The sequence below is a fragment of the Sphingomonas sp. LT1P40 genome, assembly GCF_036663835.1.
GTDB lineage: Bacteria > Pseudomonadota > Alphaproteobacteria > Sphingomonadales > Sphingomonadaceae > Sphingomonas.
Window position 1 is genome coordinate 359,219 of record NZ_JAXOJT010000001.1, and the last position, 15,801, is coordinate 375,019.

Below are 15,801 nucleotides of genomic sequence, written 5' to 3' on the forward strand. Positions count from 1 at the left end.
CGCATGAGCGGCCAAGAAACAGACGAACGCATCTGGACCGCGGGGCTGGTGGTAATCGGCGACGAGATCCTGTCGGGTCGGACACAGGACAAGAATATAGCGCAGCTTGCGACGTGGCTGAACGTCCAGGGCATCCAGCTGGCCGAGGTACGCGTGGTGCCGGACGTGCCGGATCGCATCGTCGCGGCGGTCAACGCGCTGCGCACCGAAAACGACTATTGCTTCACCACCGGCGGGATCGGGCCGACGCATGACGACATCACTGTCGATGCGATCGCGGTGGCACTGGGCGTGCCGGTCGTCATCCACCCGGCGGCGCGCGCCACGCTTGAACGCTATTACGAGACGCGCGGCGGGATCACCGAAGCGCGGCTGCGCATGGCGCGCGTGCCGGAAGGGGCGGATCTGATCCCCAACAAAATGTCGGGTGCGCCGGGTATCCGCGTCGGCAATTTGTTCATCATGGCCGGGGTGCCGCACATCACGGCGGGGATGCTCGACGCGCTGACCGGCACGCTGGAGGGCGGCAAGCCGGTGGTCAGCGGGACGATCGGTTGCTGGGTCGCCGAAAGCGAGATCGCCGAGGTTCTGCGTGAAACCGAAAAGGCGCATGCGGGTGTCGCCATCGGCAGCTATCCGTTTTTCCGCGAGGGGCGCACAGGTGCCAACTTCGTGGTGCGCGCAACGGAGCAGGCGGTGGTCGATGCCTGCATCGCCGACCTGACCGCGAAGCTGACGAGTACCGGGCGCGATGTGACGGCGGGCGGAATCTGAAGAACTTCCGCGTTGACCTGCTGTCCTGTGCTGATACGCTAACACACATTCGCAGTTCATAGGGGTTCGGCATGACGATGAAACGATGGGTGGCGGCGCTTGCGCTGGCCGGGGCGGCAATGCCGCTCGGGCTGACGGCGGTACCGGCGGCGGCGCAGGGCGCGGCACAGAAGCTGGCGGTCGAGACGCAATATTTCACGCTGCCCAACGGTCTGCGCGTCGTGCTGGCGAAGGACACGATCTCACCCACCGTCACCGTTGGCGTCTATTACGGCATCGGGTTCCGGATCGAGCCGAAGGAGCGCACCGGTTTCGCGCATCTGTTCGAGCATCTGTTGTTCCAAGGATCGAAAAACGCGCCAAAGGGCGTGATGATCTCGACCGTCGCCAATGTCGGCGGCATCCAGAACGGATCGACCCGCTTCGACTTCACCAATTATTTCGAGGTGGTGCCGTCCAACGCGCTGGAACGGATGTTGTGGCTGGAGGCCGATCGCATGGCCAGCCCGGTCATCAACGATGAAGTGCTGAAGAACCAGCAGGGCGTCGTCGGTAACGAGGTCAAGGTCAACGTCCTCAACCAGCCCTATGGCACCTGGCCGTGGATAGATCTGCCGATGCTGGCCAACACCAACTGGTATAACAGCCACAATTTCTATGGTGAGCTGAAAGAGATCGAAGCCGCGACGGTCGCGGATGCGAAGCAGTTCCACGACACCTTCTACAAGCCATCCAACGCGGTGCTCGTCGTTGCCGGCGACCTCGATTACGCGGCGACCCGCGCGATGGTAGAGAAATATTTCGGCTGGATGCCGAAGGCACCGGCGGTCAAGCTGCCGGACCTGACCGAGCCGCGCCAGACGGCGGAGAAATATCGTGCACGCACCGATGCGCTGGCACCGAAGCCGGGCTGGGCGGCGGGCTATCATGTGCCCGCACGCGGCACGCCCGAATGGTATGCGATGGGCCTGATCGATCAGATGCTGGTCAAGGGGCAGGACAGCCGCCTGTACCGCAAGCTGGTCGCGGAAACCGGGATTGCGGGCGAGGTGAGCGGGGGCATCAACAACCTGCTCGGCAACATGTTCAACTATTCCGGGCCGATGCTGTGGAGCTTCAGCTTTACGCACGACGCCAACCGCAGCCGCGACGAGATCAAGACGGCGGTGGATAGCGTGATCGAGGATCTGCGGACGAAACCCGTCTCCGCAGCGGAACTGACGCGTGCGCGCACGAAGATGCGTTCGTCGCTTTATTCGACGATCGACGGCACCGGTCGGATCGGCCTGATCGATCTGCTCGCGGTCTATGCGCTGTTCGACAACGATCCAGCCAAGGTCAATGGAATCGAGGACGGCTTCGCCAAGGTGACGCCCGCGCTGATCCAGAAAACTGCGCAGGAGTATCTGCGCCCCACCAACCGCTCGATCTATGTGATCGATCCCGGCGCGGCCCCCGCCGCTGCGCCCAAGCCAGCGGGAGCCAAGTAATATGCGCCGCACGATCACCAGCCTGACGGCCGCCGCCCTGCTTGCCGGCCCTGTCGCCGCGCAGGAGCTTCCCACCACGCCGCCGCCGATCCCGGCGCCCAAGCCGTTCACGGTTCCGGCGACGGAGACCTATACGCTGGCCAACGGGATGAAGGTGACGCTGATCCCTTATGGCGTCACGCCGAAAACGGTGGTGTCGCTCATTACATATGCCGGTACGATCAACGAGGGGCAGGATACCTGGCTCGCCGGCCTGACGACCGACATGATGCGGGAGGGTGCGGCGGGCAAAACCGGGGCACAGCTGGCACAGGCGGCCGCCGAAATGGGCGGCGGGCTGGGCGTCAATTCGGGGATCGAGAGCAGCAGCGTATCGCTGAACGTGCTGTCGGACCGCGCCGTGGATGCCGTGACGCTGGTCGCCGACGTGGCACAGCGCCCGACCTTTCCAGAGAGCGAGCTGGCACGGGTCAAGGCCAACTGGAACCGTCGTCTGGCCGTCGCGCTGACGCAGCCGGGAACGCTCGCCAACGCCGCGCTCACCCGTGCCTATTATGGCACCGACCATCCCTATGGCCGGGTGTTGCCGACGCCGGCGCAGTTCAGCGCCTATACGATCGCCCAATTGAAGGCGTTCTACACCGGTAATTACGGGGCGAAACGCTCGCACCTCTACATTGCGGGCAAATATGATGCGGCGGCGGTGAAGGCGGCGGTAGAGAAGGCTTTCGCGGGCTGGGCTGCCGGACCGGATCGGCTGGTGCTGCCACCCAGCCCGAAACCGGGCCCGCAAGTGCTGTTGATCGACCGCCCAGGCGCGCCGCAGACCACGTTCAGCATTTCCTATCCAGCCCCGCGCGCCGGAACGCCCGGGGAAATCCCGATGCGGGTATCGAATGCGCTGCTGGGTGGGGCATTCAGTTCGCGCATCACGCGCAACATCCGGGAGGCCAAGGGCTACACCTATTCCCCCGGCTCAGGCCTGGGCTTCTTTCCGCACAATGCGGTGTGGACGTTCAACGCCGACGTGACGACGGCGGTGACGGGGCCGGCGCTGAAGGAAGTGTTCTACGAAATTCGCACGCTTCAAACGACGCCGCCTGGTGACGAGGAGGCGGCCGGGATGCGGCAATATATGGCGGGACTGTTCGTGATCCAGAACTCCACCGCGGGGTCGCTGATCGGCACGATCGCAAGCCGTGACACGCTGGGTTTGCCGCGCGACGCGCTGAATCGATACGTGACCGACGTGCTGGCCGTAACGCCGACACAGATGAGCGAGTCGGCAAAGCTGTTGCCGCTCGACAAGATGACGCTGGTTGTGGTCGGCGACCTTAAAGTCGTGACGCCCCAGCTTCAGGCACTACCCGAGTTGAAGGGTATGACGTTCAAGACAGTCACAGTCCCGTGACGTGCTGATCGAGTTTTGTGACAGTTGAAACGGGGGCGATGCAAGTTGCCCCCGCTTTCATTCACGTTCGCGCCGAATCATCATTTGAACGGCGCCAGCGAACAACTCGCCGCAATTTTGAGCCTGTGGTGGGACGAATCGCGGGTTCCAGTCATTGAACCCCCGTTATGACCCACACCCCGAACATCGCGCGTATCGCGCATCGCCGGGCCGCCGCGCTGCTTTTGGCCGCGGTCGCCATCCCCGCAACCGCCTATGCACAAGAGACGGTGACCCCGCCGACCGTGCTCGTGCCCAGCCAGCCTGCGCCGGCCCCTGCGCCGGTTACGCCTCCTGCGGCGACGGCTCCCGCCCAGCCCGGACAGTCACGCACCCCGGTCGCACCCGGCGTCGCCGAACAAGCCGCGCAGGAGGCCCGCGAACGGGCCGCCTCAGCGCGCGCCGCACGTGCCGAGCGCGCTGAGGCTCGGCCCCAGCCGCGCGCTGCACGACCCGCGCCCGTGACGGAACGCGCACCCGCACCCGTCGCCGCCCCTGCACCCGTTGCCGTTCCCGAACCGACGGCCCCTGTTGCCGCAACGCCGGTGACGCCGCCTCCTGCTGAAGTCGCGCCGCCGCCCGCCGAGACCGCGCCGGTAACGACTGCCGAAACCGATGTCGCGCCTGAAGCGGCAACCGGCGGCAGCACGATCTGGCTGCTGCTTGCGGGCCTTGGCCTTGCCGCTGCGGCGATCGCCGCCTTCATGCTGCTGCGTCGCCGTCGTGACGACGATGTCTATGAGGAAGCCTATGAAGCCGAGGCGTATGAGCCGGTCGCCGAACCGGTCGCAATAGCCCCGGTGCATGAAGAGCGCGCCGTCGAGGCACCTGTTGCTCCGCGTGCCGATCCTGCCGCCGCAGCGCCGCTGTTTATACAGCGACCGACGGTCGCGGAAACCCGTGAGACCGAAATCGCAGAGATCGACGAACCGGCCGAGGCACAGCCTGCGCTGGAAAATGCCGAGATGGTCACGCCCGACGCGGCGGATATCGATGCGGTGCTTGGCGGCGTAAAACCGAGCGGCAGCCGTCCGCAGCTTGAGCTGGCTATGCGGCCTACGCGTGCAGGAATGAGTCGTCGCGGTGCGATGGTCGAGTTCGAGCTGACCGTCGCCAATTCGGGCGGGATCGCGGCGGAAGATGTCCGCATCGGTGCCTTCATGCTGGGCGGCAATGCCGGACAGGATGCCGCGATCGATCAGCTGCTGATCGATCCGCCCGCCGATTCGGTGATGCCGTCGGAGCGGATCGAGCCCGGCGACGGTCGTCGCCTCGATGCATCGGTCACGATGCCGCGCGACTATGTCGATGCCGCAATGGGTGACAGCGACGATGGCTTCACTCCGATCCTCGTCGCCGATGCCCGCTATCGCATGCCCGATGGCAGTGAAGGCCGCACTGCCGCTGCCTTCACCATTGGCCGCGTCAACGGTGGCGAACATCTGGTGCCGATCGCGGTCCAGGACGACCCGGCAATGTATGCCGACATCGAGGCGCGGCTGCACAGCGTCCCCGCCAAGGTATGAGTACCGCCCGCCCCGTTGCATATGCGGCGGGGCGGGCATCGTTTTCGCCGAACCTGCGCATTTTTTGGTGCGCGGGTTCGTTCGCATCATGCTAACGCGCGGCCCGTGACTTTGCTAAATCTCCGCGCGACCACCGCGCTGTTCCCCTTGCTGCTCCTCGCTGCCATCGCTGCGACCCCGGTCGCTGCCCAGAACAGCCAGCAGCCGGTGATTATCACGCCGCCGATGCAGGATTTCAGTCTGCCCCCGACGGGCCAGACCCCGACACCGCGCCCAACGGCGGCACCCACGCCCGCGCCGACTCCGGTGCCGATCCGTCCCGTGCCGGTCCCGCAGGTATCGCCAACGGCGACCCGCACCCCCGCGCCACGTTCGGTCGCGACCAGCGCCGCTCCTGTGCCCCAGCCGAGCGCCCCGGTCCCTGAAACGTCGCCCGGCCCGGTCGATATGCCTATGACGCCGGTCACACCGGCGACGCCAATCCAGAGCGATTTGACCTCCGACATCGCTGCCAATCCCGAGACTGCGAGCGAGATGCCCGGCTGGCTGTTGCCCGTGCTGGGCGGCGCGCTGTTGCTGGTCGCGGGACTCACCGCTGGCTGGTGGTTTGGCCGCCGTCGTCGTCGCGAGGACGAGGAAGCGGAGGAGGCACCTGTCTTCACGCCGCCCGCGTCGGCTCCGTCACCGGGTCCGCCCCCGCTCGACCGCAGAGCGCCGTCAGCGCAGCCAGCGGCACCGCGCGCCGCGCCGTCTGCGCCGCCGCCCGAGGGGCCGCTGCTCACCGAAATGCGTCCGCTGCGTGCCGCGATCCGCGACGGCATAGTGACGGTCGATTTCGAGCTGTTCATCCAGAATCGCGGGACCGAGGCCGCCGACAATATCCGCGCCACGCTCGCGCTGCTCGGGGCCAATGCCGAGCAGGACCAGCAGATCGCCGCCTTCCACGCCGCCGCGCGCATGGCGGCGGGGGCGGAACCGTTCAGCCTGGCACCGGGCGGCGTCTATATGCTGAGCGGGCAAGTGAGCCTGCCGGGCGACCAGATGGCTGTCGTCAATGTGCAGGGCAAGCCGATGTTCGTGCCGATCCTGCCGGTCGCACTACGCTGGTATGCCGGCCTCAGCATCCGCACGCTGCGCGACGTGTTCATGGTCGGCACTGCGCCGGCGCAGGGCAGCGACAAGCTTGGGCCGCTATGGGTAGAGCGCGCGGGTGAGGGCTTTGGGCGGCTGGCGGCGAAGCGATATGTGCCGAAGGTGGCCGGCTAACCGTCGTAAGCCGCGACCGCTGCGACGAGCATCGCTATAGGAGCGAGCAAGATTGCTGCGGGCATCCAAGCAAGTACCCGCCATATTCGTGTTTCGCCGAGTAAGGGGCTTTCCGGCGTGATCAGTTCCGGATCAATGCCGGTTTGCCTTGCGAGCGCCGTCGCAAAACGATTCCACTCTTCCGGGGTACCCATCTCCACACTGGGTAGCGCCTTGTGCAAAGAGCGGAACACATCGCCTGCTGTCACCCAACCGATCGCATCTTTATCGTCAAGCTTTACGCCAAACGCTGTTTCGACTTCCTCGATCGCCCAAATCTCATCGCCGTCCCCACCCAATCCGACGCTGTGAACCGGTGAATCCGTCATCTGACCAGCCTAACCCGTGCGCGCCCCAACGAAAAGGGGCGGTCCGTCGCCGGACCGCCCCCTTCATTTCGTCTGCCGTGAAGCAGAAGAAGCTTACTTGACCTCGACGGTCGCGCCGGCTTCTTCGAGCTGCTTCTTGATCTTCTCGGCTTCGTCCTTCGACACGCCTTCCTTGACGGCCTTTGGCGCGCCTTCGACGAGTGCCTTGGCTTCGGTCAGGCCGAGCTGCGTGATCGCGCGGACTTCCTTGATGACGTTGATCTTCTTGCCACCGTCGCCGGTGAGGATCACGTCGAATTCGGTCTGCTCTTCAGCAGCCGGGGCAGCGGCGCCGCCGCCAGCAGCAGGAGCCGCAGCAACAGCGGCAGCAGCCGAAACGCCCCACTTCTCTTCGAGCAGCTTCGACAGCTCAGCTGCTTCGAGGACGGTCAGTTCCGACAGGGCGTCGACGAGCTTGTTCAGGTCAGCCATTTGATATTCCTTCAATCAGATTGGTTCGAAAATTATCGCGAAAGAACACCGCCTCAGGCGGCTTCCTTCTCCGCATATGCCGAAAGCACACGAGCAAGCTGTGCCGCAGGTGCCTGGGTGATGGTCGCGATCTTGGTTGCCGGGGCAACGATAAGACCAACGATCTTCGCACGCAGTTCATCCAGCGACGGCAGCGAGGCGAGTGCCTTGATGCCTTCCGCGTCGAGCAGCTGGCTTCCCATCGCGCCGCCAATGACTTCGATCTTGTCATTGGTCTTTGCGAACTCGATCATCACCTTTGCCGCAGCAACGGGGTCGATCGAGGTGGAAAGCGCCGTCGGACCCGTCAACAGGTCCGCCAGCACCGTGTAGTCGGTGCCGTCGAGCGCGATTTTGGCAAGGCGGTTCTTCGCGACCTGGTAGCTCGCACCAGCTGCACGCATCTTGTTGCGGAGGTCCGTCGATTGCTTGACGGTCATCCCGAGATTGCGGGTGACAACCACCACGCCGACCTCGTTAAAGGTGCGATTCAGCTCGGCAACGGCTTCGGTCTTCTGAGCACGATCCATGCCGGTCTCCTCAAAATACCCCAACCAGATGGTTGGAGCCGGTTACGCCGGAGGATGGGCGGATGCCCAACCCCCTACTGTCCGAGGGAGCATGATCGTCAGGGCCGAATCGCTCCGGCGGGCTGACCCGGACACGCCACGAATGGCAAGGCCGGATAAAATCTCTGTCCCCGTCTTGGCAGGAAATTAAGACCGGCAAATTCCGGTCACCTACTGTCTCGGACGGTTCGCGCGCACAGGGTCACCCCCGAACGAACGAAGGCGCGCCAATAACGGACGGGGCGGGGAAGTCAAGGCGGGGATCGCGCGCGCCCGGTTTGCGACTCTGGGGCCGCTCGCGTTGCACTCAACCGGCGAACGCGCATGGGCCGAACCGGAATTCCGACCGCGCGTATCGACGCCATCGATTGTCACAATCGCCACCTATACGGATTCCGTAAACAGTACAGTAACTTATAGACAAGACTTCATCAATTGCTCATCGAAGTAAATATCGATCCCTGATTTCCAAAGACTTGGAATAGTCAACTACCGATGATATAGCCGCTCTGCTTTCAATGTAAAAATTAGCGTTCCAACTCGATATGCCGTTTCCATGACTGGACGGTTGTTTTCGTGCGTGCCTTTTGCTCGAACACGTTGGAGAGGTTGAAATGCACTATAGATTCGCAATCATTGTCGGTGCCGCAGCCATTGCCGGACTTGGCGCGGTCGGTGCCGCTTCCTTTGCCGGACCTACCGCCGGGCAACCCGGCGTTGCACAGATCAAGCCGTCAGCAATCCGTATTCCGGAGCGGGCGATCTATAGCCAGCGCCTGACCAAGGCATCACCGGCGATCCGCACCCAGATCACGCAGTTGCGGTCCGTGGCAGTCCAGAACAACTGGACCTTCAACATCAGCTATACCGAGGCGATGGACCGCCCGCTGTCGCAACTGGCGGGGCTCAAACCGCCCACCGATCTCGCATCGACCGCGCCGCAGGTGAACAGCTTTGCCGTGCAGGCGCTGCAGCTCGACAAGCAGTTCCTGGCCGAACAAAATGTGACGCTCGCCGCGCTGCCCTGTGCCGCCGGATCGGCGACGTGCAGCTATCAGTCGGCGTTCGGGCCGGTGCGCAATCAGGGCGGCTGTGGCAGCTGCTGGGCGTTTGCGACGATGGGCGCGTATGAGGGCAGCTATCGACTGCTGTACGGCAGCGCGATCGACTCGTCGGAACAGCATGTCCTGTCATGCTCCGGCGCCGGCACCTGCGGGGGCGGCTGGTGGGCGTTCCCATGGTTGCTGGGGACGAAGGACCGGACCGAGAGCCAGATGCCCTATACGGCGGCCAACGGCACCTGCACGCCGTCGCCGAACGGGCTCTACCGGGCATCGGCATGGGGCTATGTCGGCAACGGATCGTCGGTGCCCAGCGTCGCACAGCTAAAGGCGGCGCTCGCGCAATATGGCCCGCTCGCGGTCGCGGTGCGCGTCACACCCGCGTTTCAGGCCTATGGCGGCGGCGTGTTCAACCAGACCGATAATGGTCCGCTCAATCATGGCGTGACCCTGATCGGCTGGGACGACAGCAAACAGGCATGGCTGATCCGCAACAGCTGGGGCGCGGTCTGGGGTGACGGCGGGAATATGTGGATCCGCTATGGCAGCAACCGGATCGGCTATGCGGCATCCTGGGTTCGCCCGGTGCGCGCGGGGCTGGTCATCAACCCCAAATTCTTCGATCTGATCCGTCGCTCGCGGCTGCCGTTCCGGGTGCCAGAGCCGGTCGGCTCATAATGAAGCCGGGGCGACCTGGCGGAATCGGCGTGGCCGCGGCGTTGCTCGCTGCGGCCGCGTGCAGCGATGGCAGCGCGGTCGGATCGGCGACGGAGGCTTCCGTGGTCAAGCTGACCGAGGCCGAGGCCGGGCGCGTCATCGACGCCGCGCGGGGTGACGTGGTCGAGGTCCGTCTCGTGGCCCAACTGGGCACCGGCTATAGCTGGCGACGCGCCGATGACGCGCCGCTGCCATCGCTCGAGGCATCCACGGGGCCGGGCGATGGCGGTCAGGACGTCGGTGGGCAGGACATACAGCGGTTCCGGCTGTCGGCGACAACGACGGGCGAGCATGTGCTGCGCTTCGTCTATGAACAGCCCTTTGCCGGTGGCACGAAGAACGCCCGCACGATCCGCTTCACGCTGCGCGTCCGCTGACGATAACCGAAATGCGGCTATTCCGCCGGGGCGGTTTCGTTCGCGCTATCCTGACGCGGCAGGCGTGCGGTCATGCCGACCGAATCGGCGTCGTCCATCACCTGTTCCTCGGTCGCGCGCTCGTCCTCCACGACCGGTGCGGGGGTGGGCGAGGGGGTCGGCGACGGTTCGGGATCGGCGATATTCTCGACTGGCGCTTCGTTAATCACCTCGACCACGTTTTCAGTTTCGTTTTCGGGCGGCGGTGGCCCGTCCGAACCGCCCGAACAGGCGGCGAGCGCGGTCGCGGCGAGGAGCGCGGCGGTGAGGGAAAGGCGGCGGGTCATGGTCATTCTCCGTGTTCCGGGCAGCATTGCGTGTTCAGGCAATTGTTTCAGCATGGGGATCGGGCAAATGCGCGACCCAGTCAAACGTGACTTCATCGGAAATCTTGCGCGCGGGGCAGCCCGCATAGACGCCGGGCTCGGTGATCGATTTGGTCACCAGCGACATCGCGCCGACCAGCACATTGTCACAGATCGTCAGCGGCCCCAGCAACGTCGAATTGGTTGCGATGACGACATTGTCGCCCAACACGAAGGTGCGGCCCGCACGGCTTTTTTCGATGAAGTCGGGATCGTTCGGCCGTCCGCCTCCGAACTTCACGCCCGACATCACTACCACGCGCCCTTGCGAATAGACGCCGACGCCGCCGAACATGACCCCCACCGGATGCGCGATCGACAAATGTTTGATATCAACCGAGAACGACCAGACGTCGATGCCGAAGAAGACCAGGATGCACCGGTCGATGAACATGCCGACGAACCGCCCGACCACCGGCACGCGCCGGTAGAAGAAGCGCGCCAAGGCGATGGCGGCATTGACCTGCCACTGCATCGAGATCAGTTTCGAGAAGGTGGCGCGCATTCGGTTTTGGGGATCAGCGTGCCGCGAGTGCCTGGGCGGCGGAGCGTTTTTCGATCTTGGATGCCAGCGTCTTGTCCCAGCCATAGGGGTCGCCACGAAAGTTCATCGTGCCGTTCCCGCTGGCATAAGCGGTCCAATAGAGCAGATAGACCGCGACCTGCTTCGGCAGCGGTGCGCGCACCGTCTCACCCTTGGCGAGCGCGGCGTCGATCCCCTCATCCGTCCACACCGTGCTGCCGTTCAGCAACAGCCGCGCGAGATCGGCAGGGCGCTCCAGCCGGATGCAGCCATGGCTGGCGAGGCGGTCATAGCTGGAGAATTTGCCCTTGCTGGGCGTGTCGTGGAGATAGACGGCGAAGGGGTTGTTGAAGTCGAACTTGAACTTGCCCAGCGCCGACATCGCCGGAGCCTGTTGCAGGCGGCGGCTGGGGCCGGTGCCGATCACCTTGAACCCGTTGCGTGCCAGATAGGCCGGGCCCTTGGGAAACAGCTCACGCGCGGCGATGCCGGCGGGCACGTTCCATGGCGGGTTGAGCACGACGGAATGGATATTGGATTGCAGCATCGGCGTCTCACCGCCGCCGGGCTTTCCGGTGACACCGCGCATCGACATGACGGGCTTGTCGCCCTCGAAAACCGCGACCTGTGCTGCCGCGATGTTCACCTGAATGCGATCGACCGGCATTTCCTTTGGCATCCAGCGCCAGCGTTCCATGTTCGCCATGATCTGACGGATGCGGCTGGACACGGGAACATTGAGCGCGGCGAGCGTGCCGGTAGAGACGACACCGGTGGGGGCGAGGCCGTAGCGGCGCTGGGCGCGAAGAACGGCTTCCTTCAGCGGCGCGTCGAACTTGTCGCCGATCCTGTCGACGCCATTATCCTCCACCGAAAGGCGGGCGCGGAGCGCGGCGACGCGCGGACCGGTCGATCCAGCCGACAGGTCCGGGCCAGCGGCGATCGCGCTCCAACCGCCGACCGTTTCCAACTGACGATAGCGGGCAAGGCCCTTGCGGAGATTGTCATAGCCTTCGTACTGCGGCGTCAGGCTGGCGAACCAGGCCGGGATGCGGTTGGCCTGAACCGCGCGGGCGAAGTCGGGAACGGGGTCCCAGGCGGCGGGGCGCAGCGCCCAATCCTCCTGAAAATCGCTGGTGTCGAGGCGTCCGATATGCGTGGCGCGGGCATAGTCGATCGCGGCGCGGACCAGCCCCTCGTCATCGGCGGGAAGCACTTCCGCCTCGGCCGTCGAATAGCGCAGCCCTTGCGAAATGCGGCCAAGCACGATCAGGCGGCGGACCTGATCGGCCTGTTCGGGCGACAAGGTAGGGAGCGGGATCTGGATGGGCGCGATCTGCACCGGTGCTGGCTGCGGCGTGTTTTGCGACGGTGCCGGAATCGCACTGGTGGCTGGCGGCGGCGCGGTCACCTCCTGCGCGAGCGCGGAGGCGGAACCGCCGATTGCCAGGAGGGCCGCGATAACGCGTGGCCCGGGTCGTGCGAACATCGAATGTATCATCCCTATCACGGAGTGGCGATGATAGAGGCGGCGGGGATGAATGTCACCCGGCTGTGCGCCGGACAGACGGCTTTTATCCGTGCGCGTCGAGCCACGCGACGATGTCCGCCATCACCCCCGCCTTGCCGGTGTCCGCGAGGAGATCGTGATAATGGCCGTCATACAGCTTCAGCGTCTTGTCGATTGCACCCGCATTGTCGAAGAACATCTGGCTGCCTGCGGGCAATGTGGCGTGGTCCTCGGTCCCGTGGATGATGAGGACGGGGAGGGTGATCTGCGGGAAGGAGCGTTCCAGCACCCGGTCCGCCTTCCACATCTGTCCCACGGTCTTGGCGGGCTGACGCTCGTCATGGATCAGCGGATCGGCGTTCATCATCGCAACCCAGGCGGGGTCACGCGAGAAATCCTCATTCTTGAGCTTCAGTACCTTGAGCCGTGGGAAGGCGCCGCTGAGCCAGGTGACCAGATCGAGCACGAAGCCGGGCGCGGGGACACGAAACGCAAAGCTGTGGCAAATCAGTCCAGCGAGCTCCATTTGATAGCGCAGCGCAAAGCTGGTCGCGATGACGCCGCCCGCGCTGTGGCCCAGAATGAAGACCGGCAGGCCTGGATGGTCTGCCCGCGCCTTGTCGAAGGCGAGGCGGGTGTCGGCGATATATTGATCGAAGCTATCGACGAAGAAGCGCTCGCCATCCGACTTGCCGCGCCCGCGCAGATCGACGCCGTAACAGGCATAGCCAGCCGCATTCAGCTGCTGCCCCGCCCAGTCGAGATGCGCCGTATGGGCGTTGAAGCCATGCTGGAGAACTACGGCCCCCTTTGCGGGACCGGACGTGGGCCATGACCGCAGGTTGATGCCGGTGCCGTCGGGTTGGGTGATCCGTTCTTCTGCCATGTGCGCCCCCGTGCCAGAGTCGGGGCTGGTTTATCACGGGATCGTAACGACGACGAATGCATAGTTGTCATGCATCTTTCGGCGGGCGTCAGTTTCGGGCGAGCCTGACCAATGCATCGTCCAGTGCCGAGAGGAAACGGGAGCGGTCGGCTTTGCTGAAGGGGGCAGGGCCGCCCAGTTGCTCGCCGCCTGCACGCAGATCGGCCATGATCGCGCGCGTGGCGATGGCCGCGCCGATCGAGGCGAGCGTGAACGGCTTGCCGGTCGATGACAACACCGTCGCGCCCGCCTTCAGGCAGCGATCGGCCAGCAATATATCGGCGGTTACCACCACCGTCTTCGCCCCTGCCTGCTCCGCAATCCAGTCATCCGCCGCGTCGAAACCATCCGACACCACCACCCGCGTAATCAGCGTATGATCGGGGATACGGATATAGGCGTTGGCGACGATCACCACCGCTACCGCGCGCCGCCATGCGACCTTGTAAATCTCGTCCTTCACCGGGCAGGCGTCGGCATCGACCAGGATGCGCAGCGTCATCGTGGGTTACCGCTGCGGCGGCTTGCCACGATGCGGTTTCGGCTTGCCCTTGAATCCGGGCTTGCCGCCGGGGGCTGCGAAGCCCGGCTTGCCACCAGGCGCGGCGTTCGCGGGCCGCGCGGTGCGCAACACCTGACGGTCGTGATTGCGCGGCGGGCCGGAGCGGCGCGGTTCGTGGTCACCGCGCGTGCCGGGCGGGGGCGGGCCTTCAGCCATCTCGATCCGCACGCCAGCCTCATCCTCGCCACCTTCGTCGGCGGACTTCAACACGTTCATGGCGAAGGTCTTGGCAATCGCGCTCGGCACCTGAAACCGCGTTTCGCCGGCACCGATGCGGATCGCACCGATTTCGGACTTGGTGACATGGCCACGACGGCAGATCAGCGGCAGGATCCAGCGCGGATCGGCATTCTGGCGGCGACCGATGTTCATCTTGAACCAGACGGTGTCGTCGAAACCGGGACGGTGCACGGCTTCGCGCGTGGGGCCAGCACCGGGGCCGCGGTCGATCAGTTCCTCGGGCGCGGGCATCGACGCGCGATGCGCCTGCACCAGTGCGGCGGCGATTTCGATCGGGGTTTTCTGCTCCAGCAGCGCCTCGGCCAGCGTGCGATCGTCGTCGTCGATCTCGACCGGCGCGATCAGCTTTTCCATCAGCCGCTCGCGGTCCTTGGCGCGGATGTCTTCGATGCTTGGCACCGGCAACCATTCGGCGTTGATCCGCGCCTGTTTGAGCGTCATCTCGACACGGCGACGGCGGGGGTAGGGGACGATGAGGACAGCCGTGCCCTTCTTGCCCGCACGCCCGGTGCGGCCCGAACGATGCTGCAACGCCTCGGCATCGCGTGGCAGTTCGACATGGACCACAAGGCTGAGCGTCGGCAGATCGATACCGCGCGCGGCGACGTCGGTGGCGACGCAGACGCGAGCGCGGCGATCGCGCAGCGCCTGCAACGCCGCGTTCCGCTCGTTCTGGCTGTGCTCGCCCGACAGCGCGACGGCGGTAAAGCCACGCTCGGTCAGGTTCGCGTGCAGATGACGGACATTGTCGCGCGTAGCGCAGAACAGCATTGCCGTCTCTGCCTCGTGAAAGCGCAACAGGTTGATGACGGCGTGTTCGATGTCCGACGGGGCAACTGCGATCGCCTGATAGGCGATGTCGCCATGGCCGCGATCGTCACCGACGGTCGAGATGCGATGTGCGTCGCGCTGATAGCGCTTGGCCAGCGCCACGATCGGCTTTGGCAGGGTGGCGGAGAACAGGAAGGTGCGGCGCTGATCCGGCGTCGCGTCGAGCAAGGCTTCCAGTTCCTCGCGGAAACCCATGTCGAGCATCTCGTCGGCTTCGTCGAGCACTGCGACGCGGACCTTCGACAGGTCGAGCGCGCCGCGCTCAAGATGGTCGCGCAACCGGCCCGGGGTGCCGACGACGATATGGGTGCCGTGCGACAGCGAGCGACGTTCGCGCGAGGCGTCCATGCCGCCGACACAGGTCGAAATGCGCGCACCGGCGCTGGCATAGAGCCACGCCAGTTCCTTCGCCACCTGAAGCGCCAGTTCGCGCGTCGGCGCGATGGCGATCACCAGCGGCGCACCCGGCGGCGGCAACACGCCGTCCGCCAGCAAATCCTCGGCCATCGCCAGACCAAAGGCGACGGTCTTCCCAGAGCCGGTCTGGGCGGAAACGAGCAGGTCACGCCCGTTGGCGTTGTCCTCGACCACGGCGGCCTGAACGGGGGTGAGCGCGGTATAGCCGCGCGCGGTCAGCGCCTCGGCAAGGCTGGGGGGGAGATTGGAAAAGGGCATAAATTCCGATGATATGGCTCGCG

General features: G+C 65.1%; 16 protein-coding genes. 7 read left to right on the forward strand and 9 right to left on the reverse strand.

Annotated features, from left to right (window positions below; translation table 11 throughout):
- Positions 1 to 3 precede the first annotated feature (3 nt).
- From U1702_RS01745 to U1702_RS01765, 5 genes are all read left to right on the forward strand, one after another.
- The gene (locus tag U1702_RS01745; RefSeq protein ID WP_332721522.1) at positions 4 to 774 is read left to right on the forward strand and encodes a competence/damage-inducible protein A; all 771 of its coding nucleotides are present in this window, start codon (positions 4 to 6) and stop codon (positions 772 to 774) included.
- A gap of 71 nt (positions 775 to 845) precedes the next feature.
- Entirely contained in the window at positions 846 to 2,264 is a 1,419-nt protein-coding gene (locus tag U1702_RS01750; protein WP_332721523.1) for a M16 family metallopeptidase, read from the forward strand.
- A 1-nt stretch (position 2,265) separates the two neighbouring features.
- Positions 2,266 to 3,675, forward strand: coding sequence for a M16 family metallopeptidase (locus U1702_RS01755; protein ID WP_332721524.1), 1,410 nt, complete (start codon positions 2,266 to 2,268; stop codon positions 3,673 to 3,675).
- A gap of 167 nt (positions 3,676 to 3,842) precedes the next feature.
- Complete coding sequence (locus tag U1702_RS01760; RefSeq protein ID WP_332721525.1) at positions 3,843 to 5,240, forward strand: LPXTG cell wall anchor domain-containing protein; 1,398 nt, start codon at positions 3,843 to 3,845, stop codon at positions 5,238 to 5,240.
- 105 nt (positions 5,241 to 5,345) lie between these two features.
- Positions 5,346 to 6,506 carry a hypothetical protein gene (locus U1702_RS01765; protein ID WP_332721526.1) on the forward strand — a complete coding sequence of 387 codons (1,161 nt, stop codon included), beginning with the start codon at positions 5,346 to 5,348 and terminating at the stop codon, positions 6,504 to 6,506.
- On the opposite strand, the gene U1702_RS01770 is transcribed toward U1702_RS01765, so the two are convergent.
- The 3 genes from U1702_RS01770 to rplJ form a co-directional block, all read right to left on the reverse strand.
- Positions 6,503 to 6,874 (reverse strand): hypothetical protein, encoded by a 372-nt coding sequence (locus U1702_RS01770; protein WP_332721527.1) that lies wholly within the window; start codon positions 6,872 to 6,874, stop codon positions 6,503 to 6,505. The two genes, U1702_RS01765 and U1702_RS01770, sit on opposite strands and share 4 nt — an antisense overlap.
- A gap of 93 nt (positions 6,875 to 6,967) precedes the next feature.
- A complete protein-coding gene (gene rplL, locus U1702_RS01775) occupies positions 6,968 to 7,345 on the reverse strand; it encodes a 50S ribosomal protein L7/L12 (protein WP_332721528.1) in 378 nt (125 codons plus the stop codon).
- Between the two features lie 53 nt (positions 7,346 to 7,398).
- Positions 7,399 to 7,914 (reverse strand): 50S ribosomal protein L10, encoded by a 516-nt coding sequence (gene rplJ, locus U1702_RS01780; RefSeq protein WP_332721529.1) that lies wholly within the window; start codon positions 7,912 to 7,914, stop codon positions 7,399 to 7,401.
- Between the two features lie 653 nt (positions 7,915 to 8,567).
- Between rplJ and U1702_RS01785 the strand changes: the two genes are divergently transcribed.
- Positions 8,568 to 9,692, forward strand: coding sequence for a C1 family peptidase (locus U1702_RS01785; protein ID WP_332721530.1), 1,125 nt, complete (start codon positions 8,568 to 8,570; stop codon positions 9,690 to 9,692).
- Between the two features lie 29 nt (positions 9,693 to 9,721).
- Complete coding sequence (locus U1702_RS01790; protein WP_332721531.1) at positions 9,722 to 10,108, forward strand: protease inhibitor I42 family protein; 387 nt, start codon at positions 9,722 to 9,724, stop codon at positions 10,106 to 10,108.
- A 17-nt stretch (positions 10,109 to 10,125) separates the two neighbouring features.
- On the opposite strand, the gene U1702_RS01795 is transcribed toward U1702_RS01790, so the two are convergent.
- From U1702_RS01795 to U1702_RS01820, 6 genes are all read right to left on the reverse strand, one after another.
- A complete protein-coding gene (locus U1702_RS01795; RefSeq protein ID WP_332721532.1) occupies positions 10,126 to 10,440 on the reverse strand; it encodes a hypothetical protein in 315 nt (104 codons plus the stop codon).
- 28 nt (positions 10,441 to 10,468) lie between these two features.
- Positions 10,469 to 11,017, reverse strand: coding sequence for a hypothetical protein (locus U1702_RS01800; protein WP_332721533.1), 549 nt, complete (start codon positions 11,015 to 11,017; stop codon positions 10,469 to 10,471).
- Between the two features lie 13 nt (positions 11,018 to 11,030).
- Positions 11,031 to 12,524, reverse strand: a complete 1,494-nt coding sequence (locus tag U1702_RS01805) for a L,D-transpeptidase family protein (protein WP_332721534.1) — start codon at positions 12,522 to 12,524, stop codon at positions 11,031 to 11,033.
- A gap of 85 nt (positions 12,525 to 12,609) precedes the next feature.
- A complete protein-coding gene (locus tag U1702_RS01810) occupies positions 12,610 to 13,431 on the reverse strand; it encodes an alpha/beta hydrolase (RefSeq protein WP_332721535.1) in 822 nt (273 codons plus the stop codon).
- A gap of 88 nt (positions 13,432 to 13,519) precedes the next feature.
- On the reverse strand, positions 13,520 to 13,972 hold the full coding sequence (locus U1702_RS01815) for a YaiI/YqxD family protein (RefSeq protein ID WP_332721537.1): 453 nt from the start codon (positions 13,970 to 13,972) through the stop codon (positions 13,520 to 13,522).
- Positions 13,973 to 13,978: 6 nt separating this feature from the next.
- Entirely contained in the window at positions 13,979 to 15,778 is a 1,800-nt protein-coding gene (locus U1702_RS01820) for a DEAD/DEAH box helicase (protein ID WP_332721538.1), read from the reverse strand.
- Positions 15,779 to 15,801 lie beyond the last annotated feature (23 nt).

Bases quoted from the DNA above. Each gene is read 5' to 3' on its own strand.
- U1702_RS01815 (WP_332721537.1), bottom strand. From the start codon at position 13,972: ATGACGCTGCGCATCCTGGTCGATGCCGACGCCTGCCCGGTGAAGGAC.
- U1702_RS01800 (WP_332721533.1), bottom strand. From the start codon at position 11,017: ATGCGCGCCACCTTCTCGAAACTGATCTCGATGCAGTGGCAGGTCAAT.
- U1702_RS01755 (WP_332721524.1), top strand. From the start codon at position 2,266: ATGCGCCGCACGATCACCAGCCTGACGGCCGCCGCCCTGCTTGCCGGC.
- U1702_RS01760 (WP_332721525.1), top strand. From the start codon at position 3,843: ATGACCCACACCCCGAACATCGCGCGTATCGCGCATCGCCGGGCCGCC.
- rplL (WP_332721528.1), bottom strand. From the start codon at position 7,345: ATGGCTGACCTGAACAAGCTCGTCGACGCCCTGTCGGAACTGACCGTC.
- U1702_RS01805 (WP_332721534.1), bottom strand. From the start codon at position 12,524: ATGTTCGCACGACCCGGGCCACGCGTTATCGCGGCCCTCCTGGCAATC.
- U1702_RS01810 (WP_332721535.1), bottom strand. From the start codon at position 13,431: ATGGCAGAAGAACGGATCACCCAACCCGACGGCACCGGCATCAACCTG.
- U1702_RS01785 (WP_332721530.1), top strand. From the start codon at position 8,568: ATGCACTATAGATTCGCAATCATTGTCGGTGCCGCAGCCATTGCCGGA.
- U1702_RS01750 (WP_332721523.1), top strand. From the start codon at position 846: ATGACGATGAAACGATGGGTGGCGGCGCTTGCGCTGGCCGGGGCGGCA.
- rplJ (WP_332721529.1), bottom strand. From the start codon at position 7,914: ATGGATCGTGCTCAGAAGACCGAAGCCGTTGCCGAGCTGAATCGCACC.
- U1702_RS01745 (WP_332721522.1), top strand. From the start codon at position 4: ATGAGCGGCCAAGAAACAGACGAACGCATCTGGACCGCGGGGCTGGTG.
- U1702_RS01795 (WP_332721532.1), bottom strand. From the start codon at position 10,440: ATGACCATGACCCGCCGCCTTTCCCTCACCGCCGCGCTCCTCGCCGCG.
- U1702_RS01820 (WP_332721538.1), bottom strand. From the start codon at position 15,778: ATGCCCTTTTCCAATCTCCCCCCCAGCCTTGCCGAGGCGCTGACCGCG.
- U1702_RS01770 (WP_332721527.1), bottom strand. From the start codon at position 6,874: ATGACGGATTCACCGGTTCACAGCGTCGGATTGGGTGGGGACGGCGAT.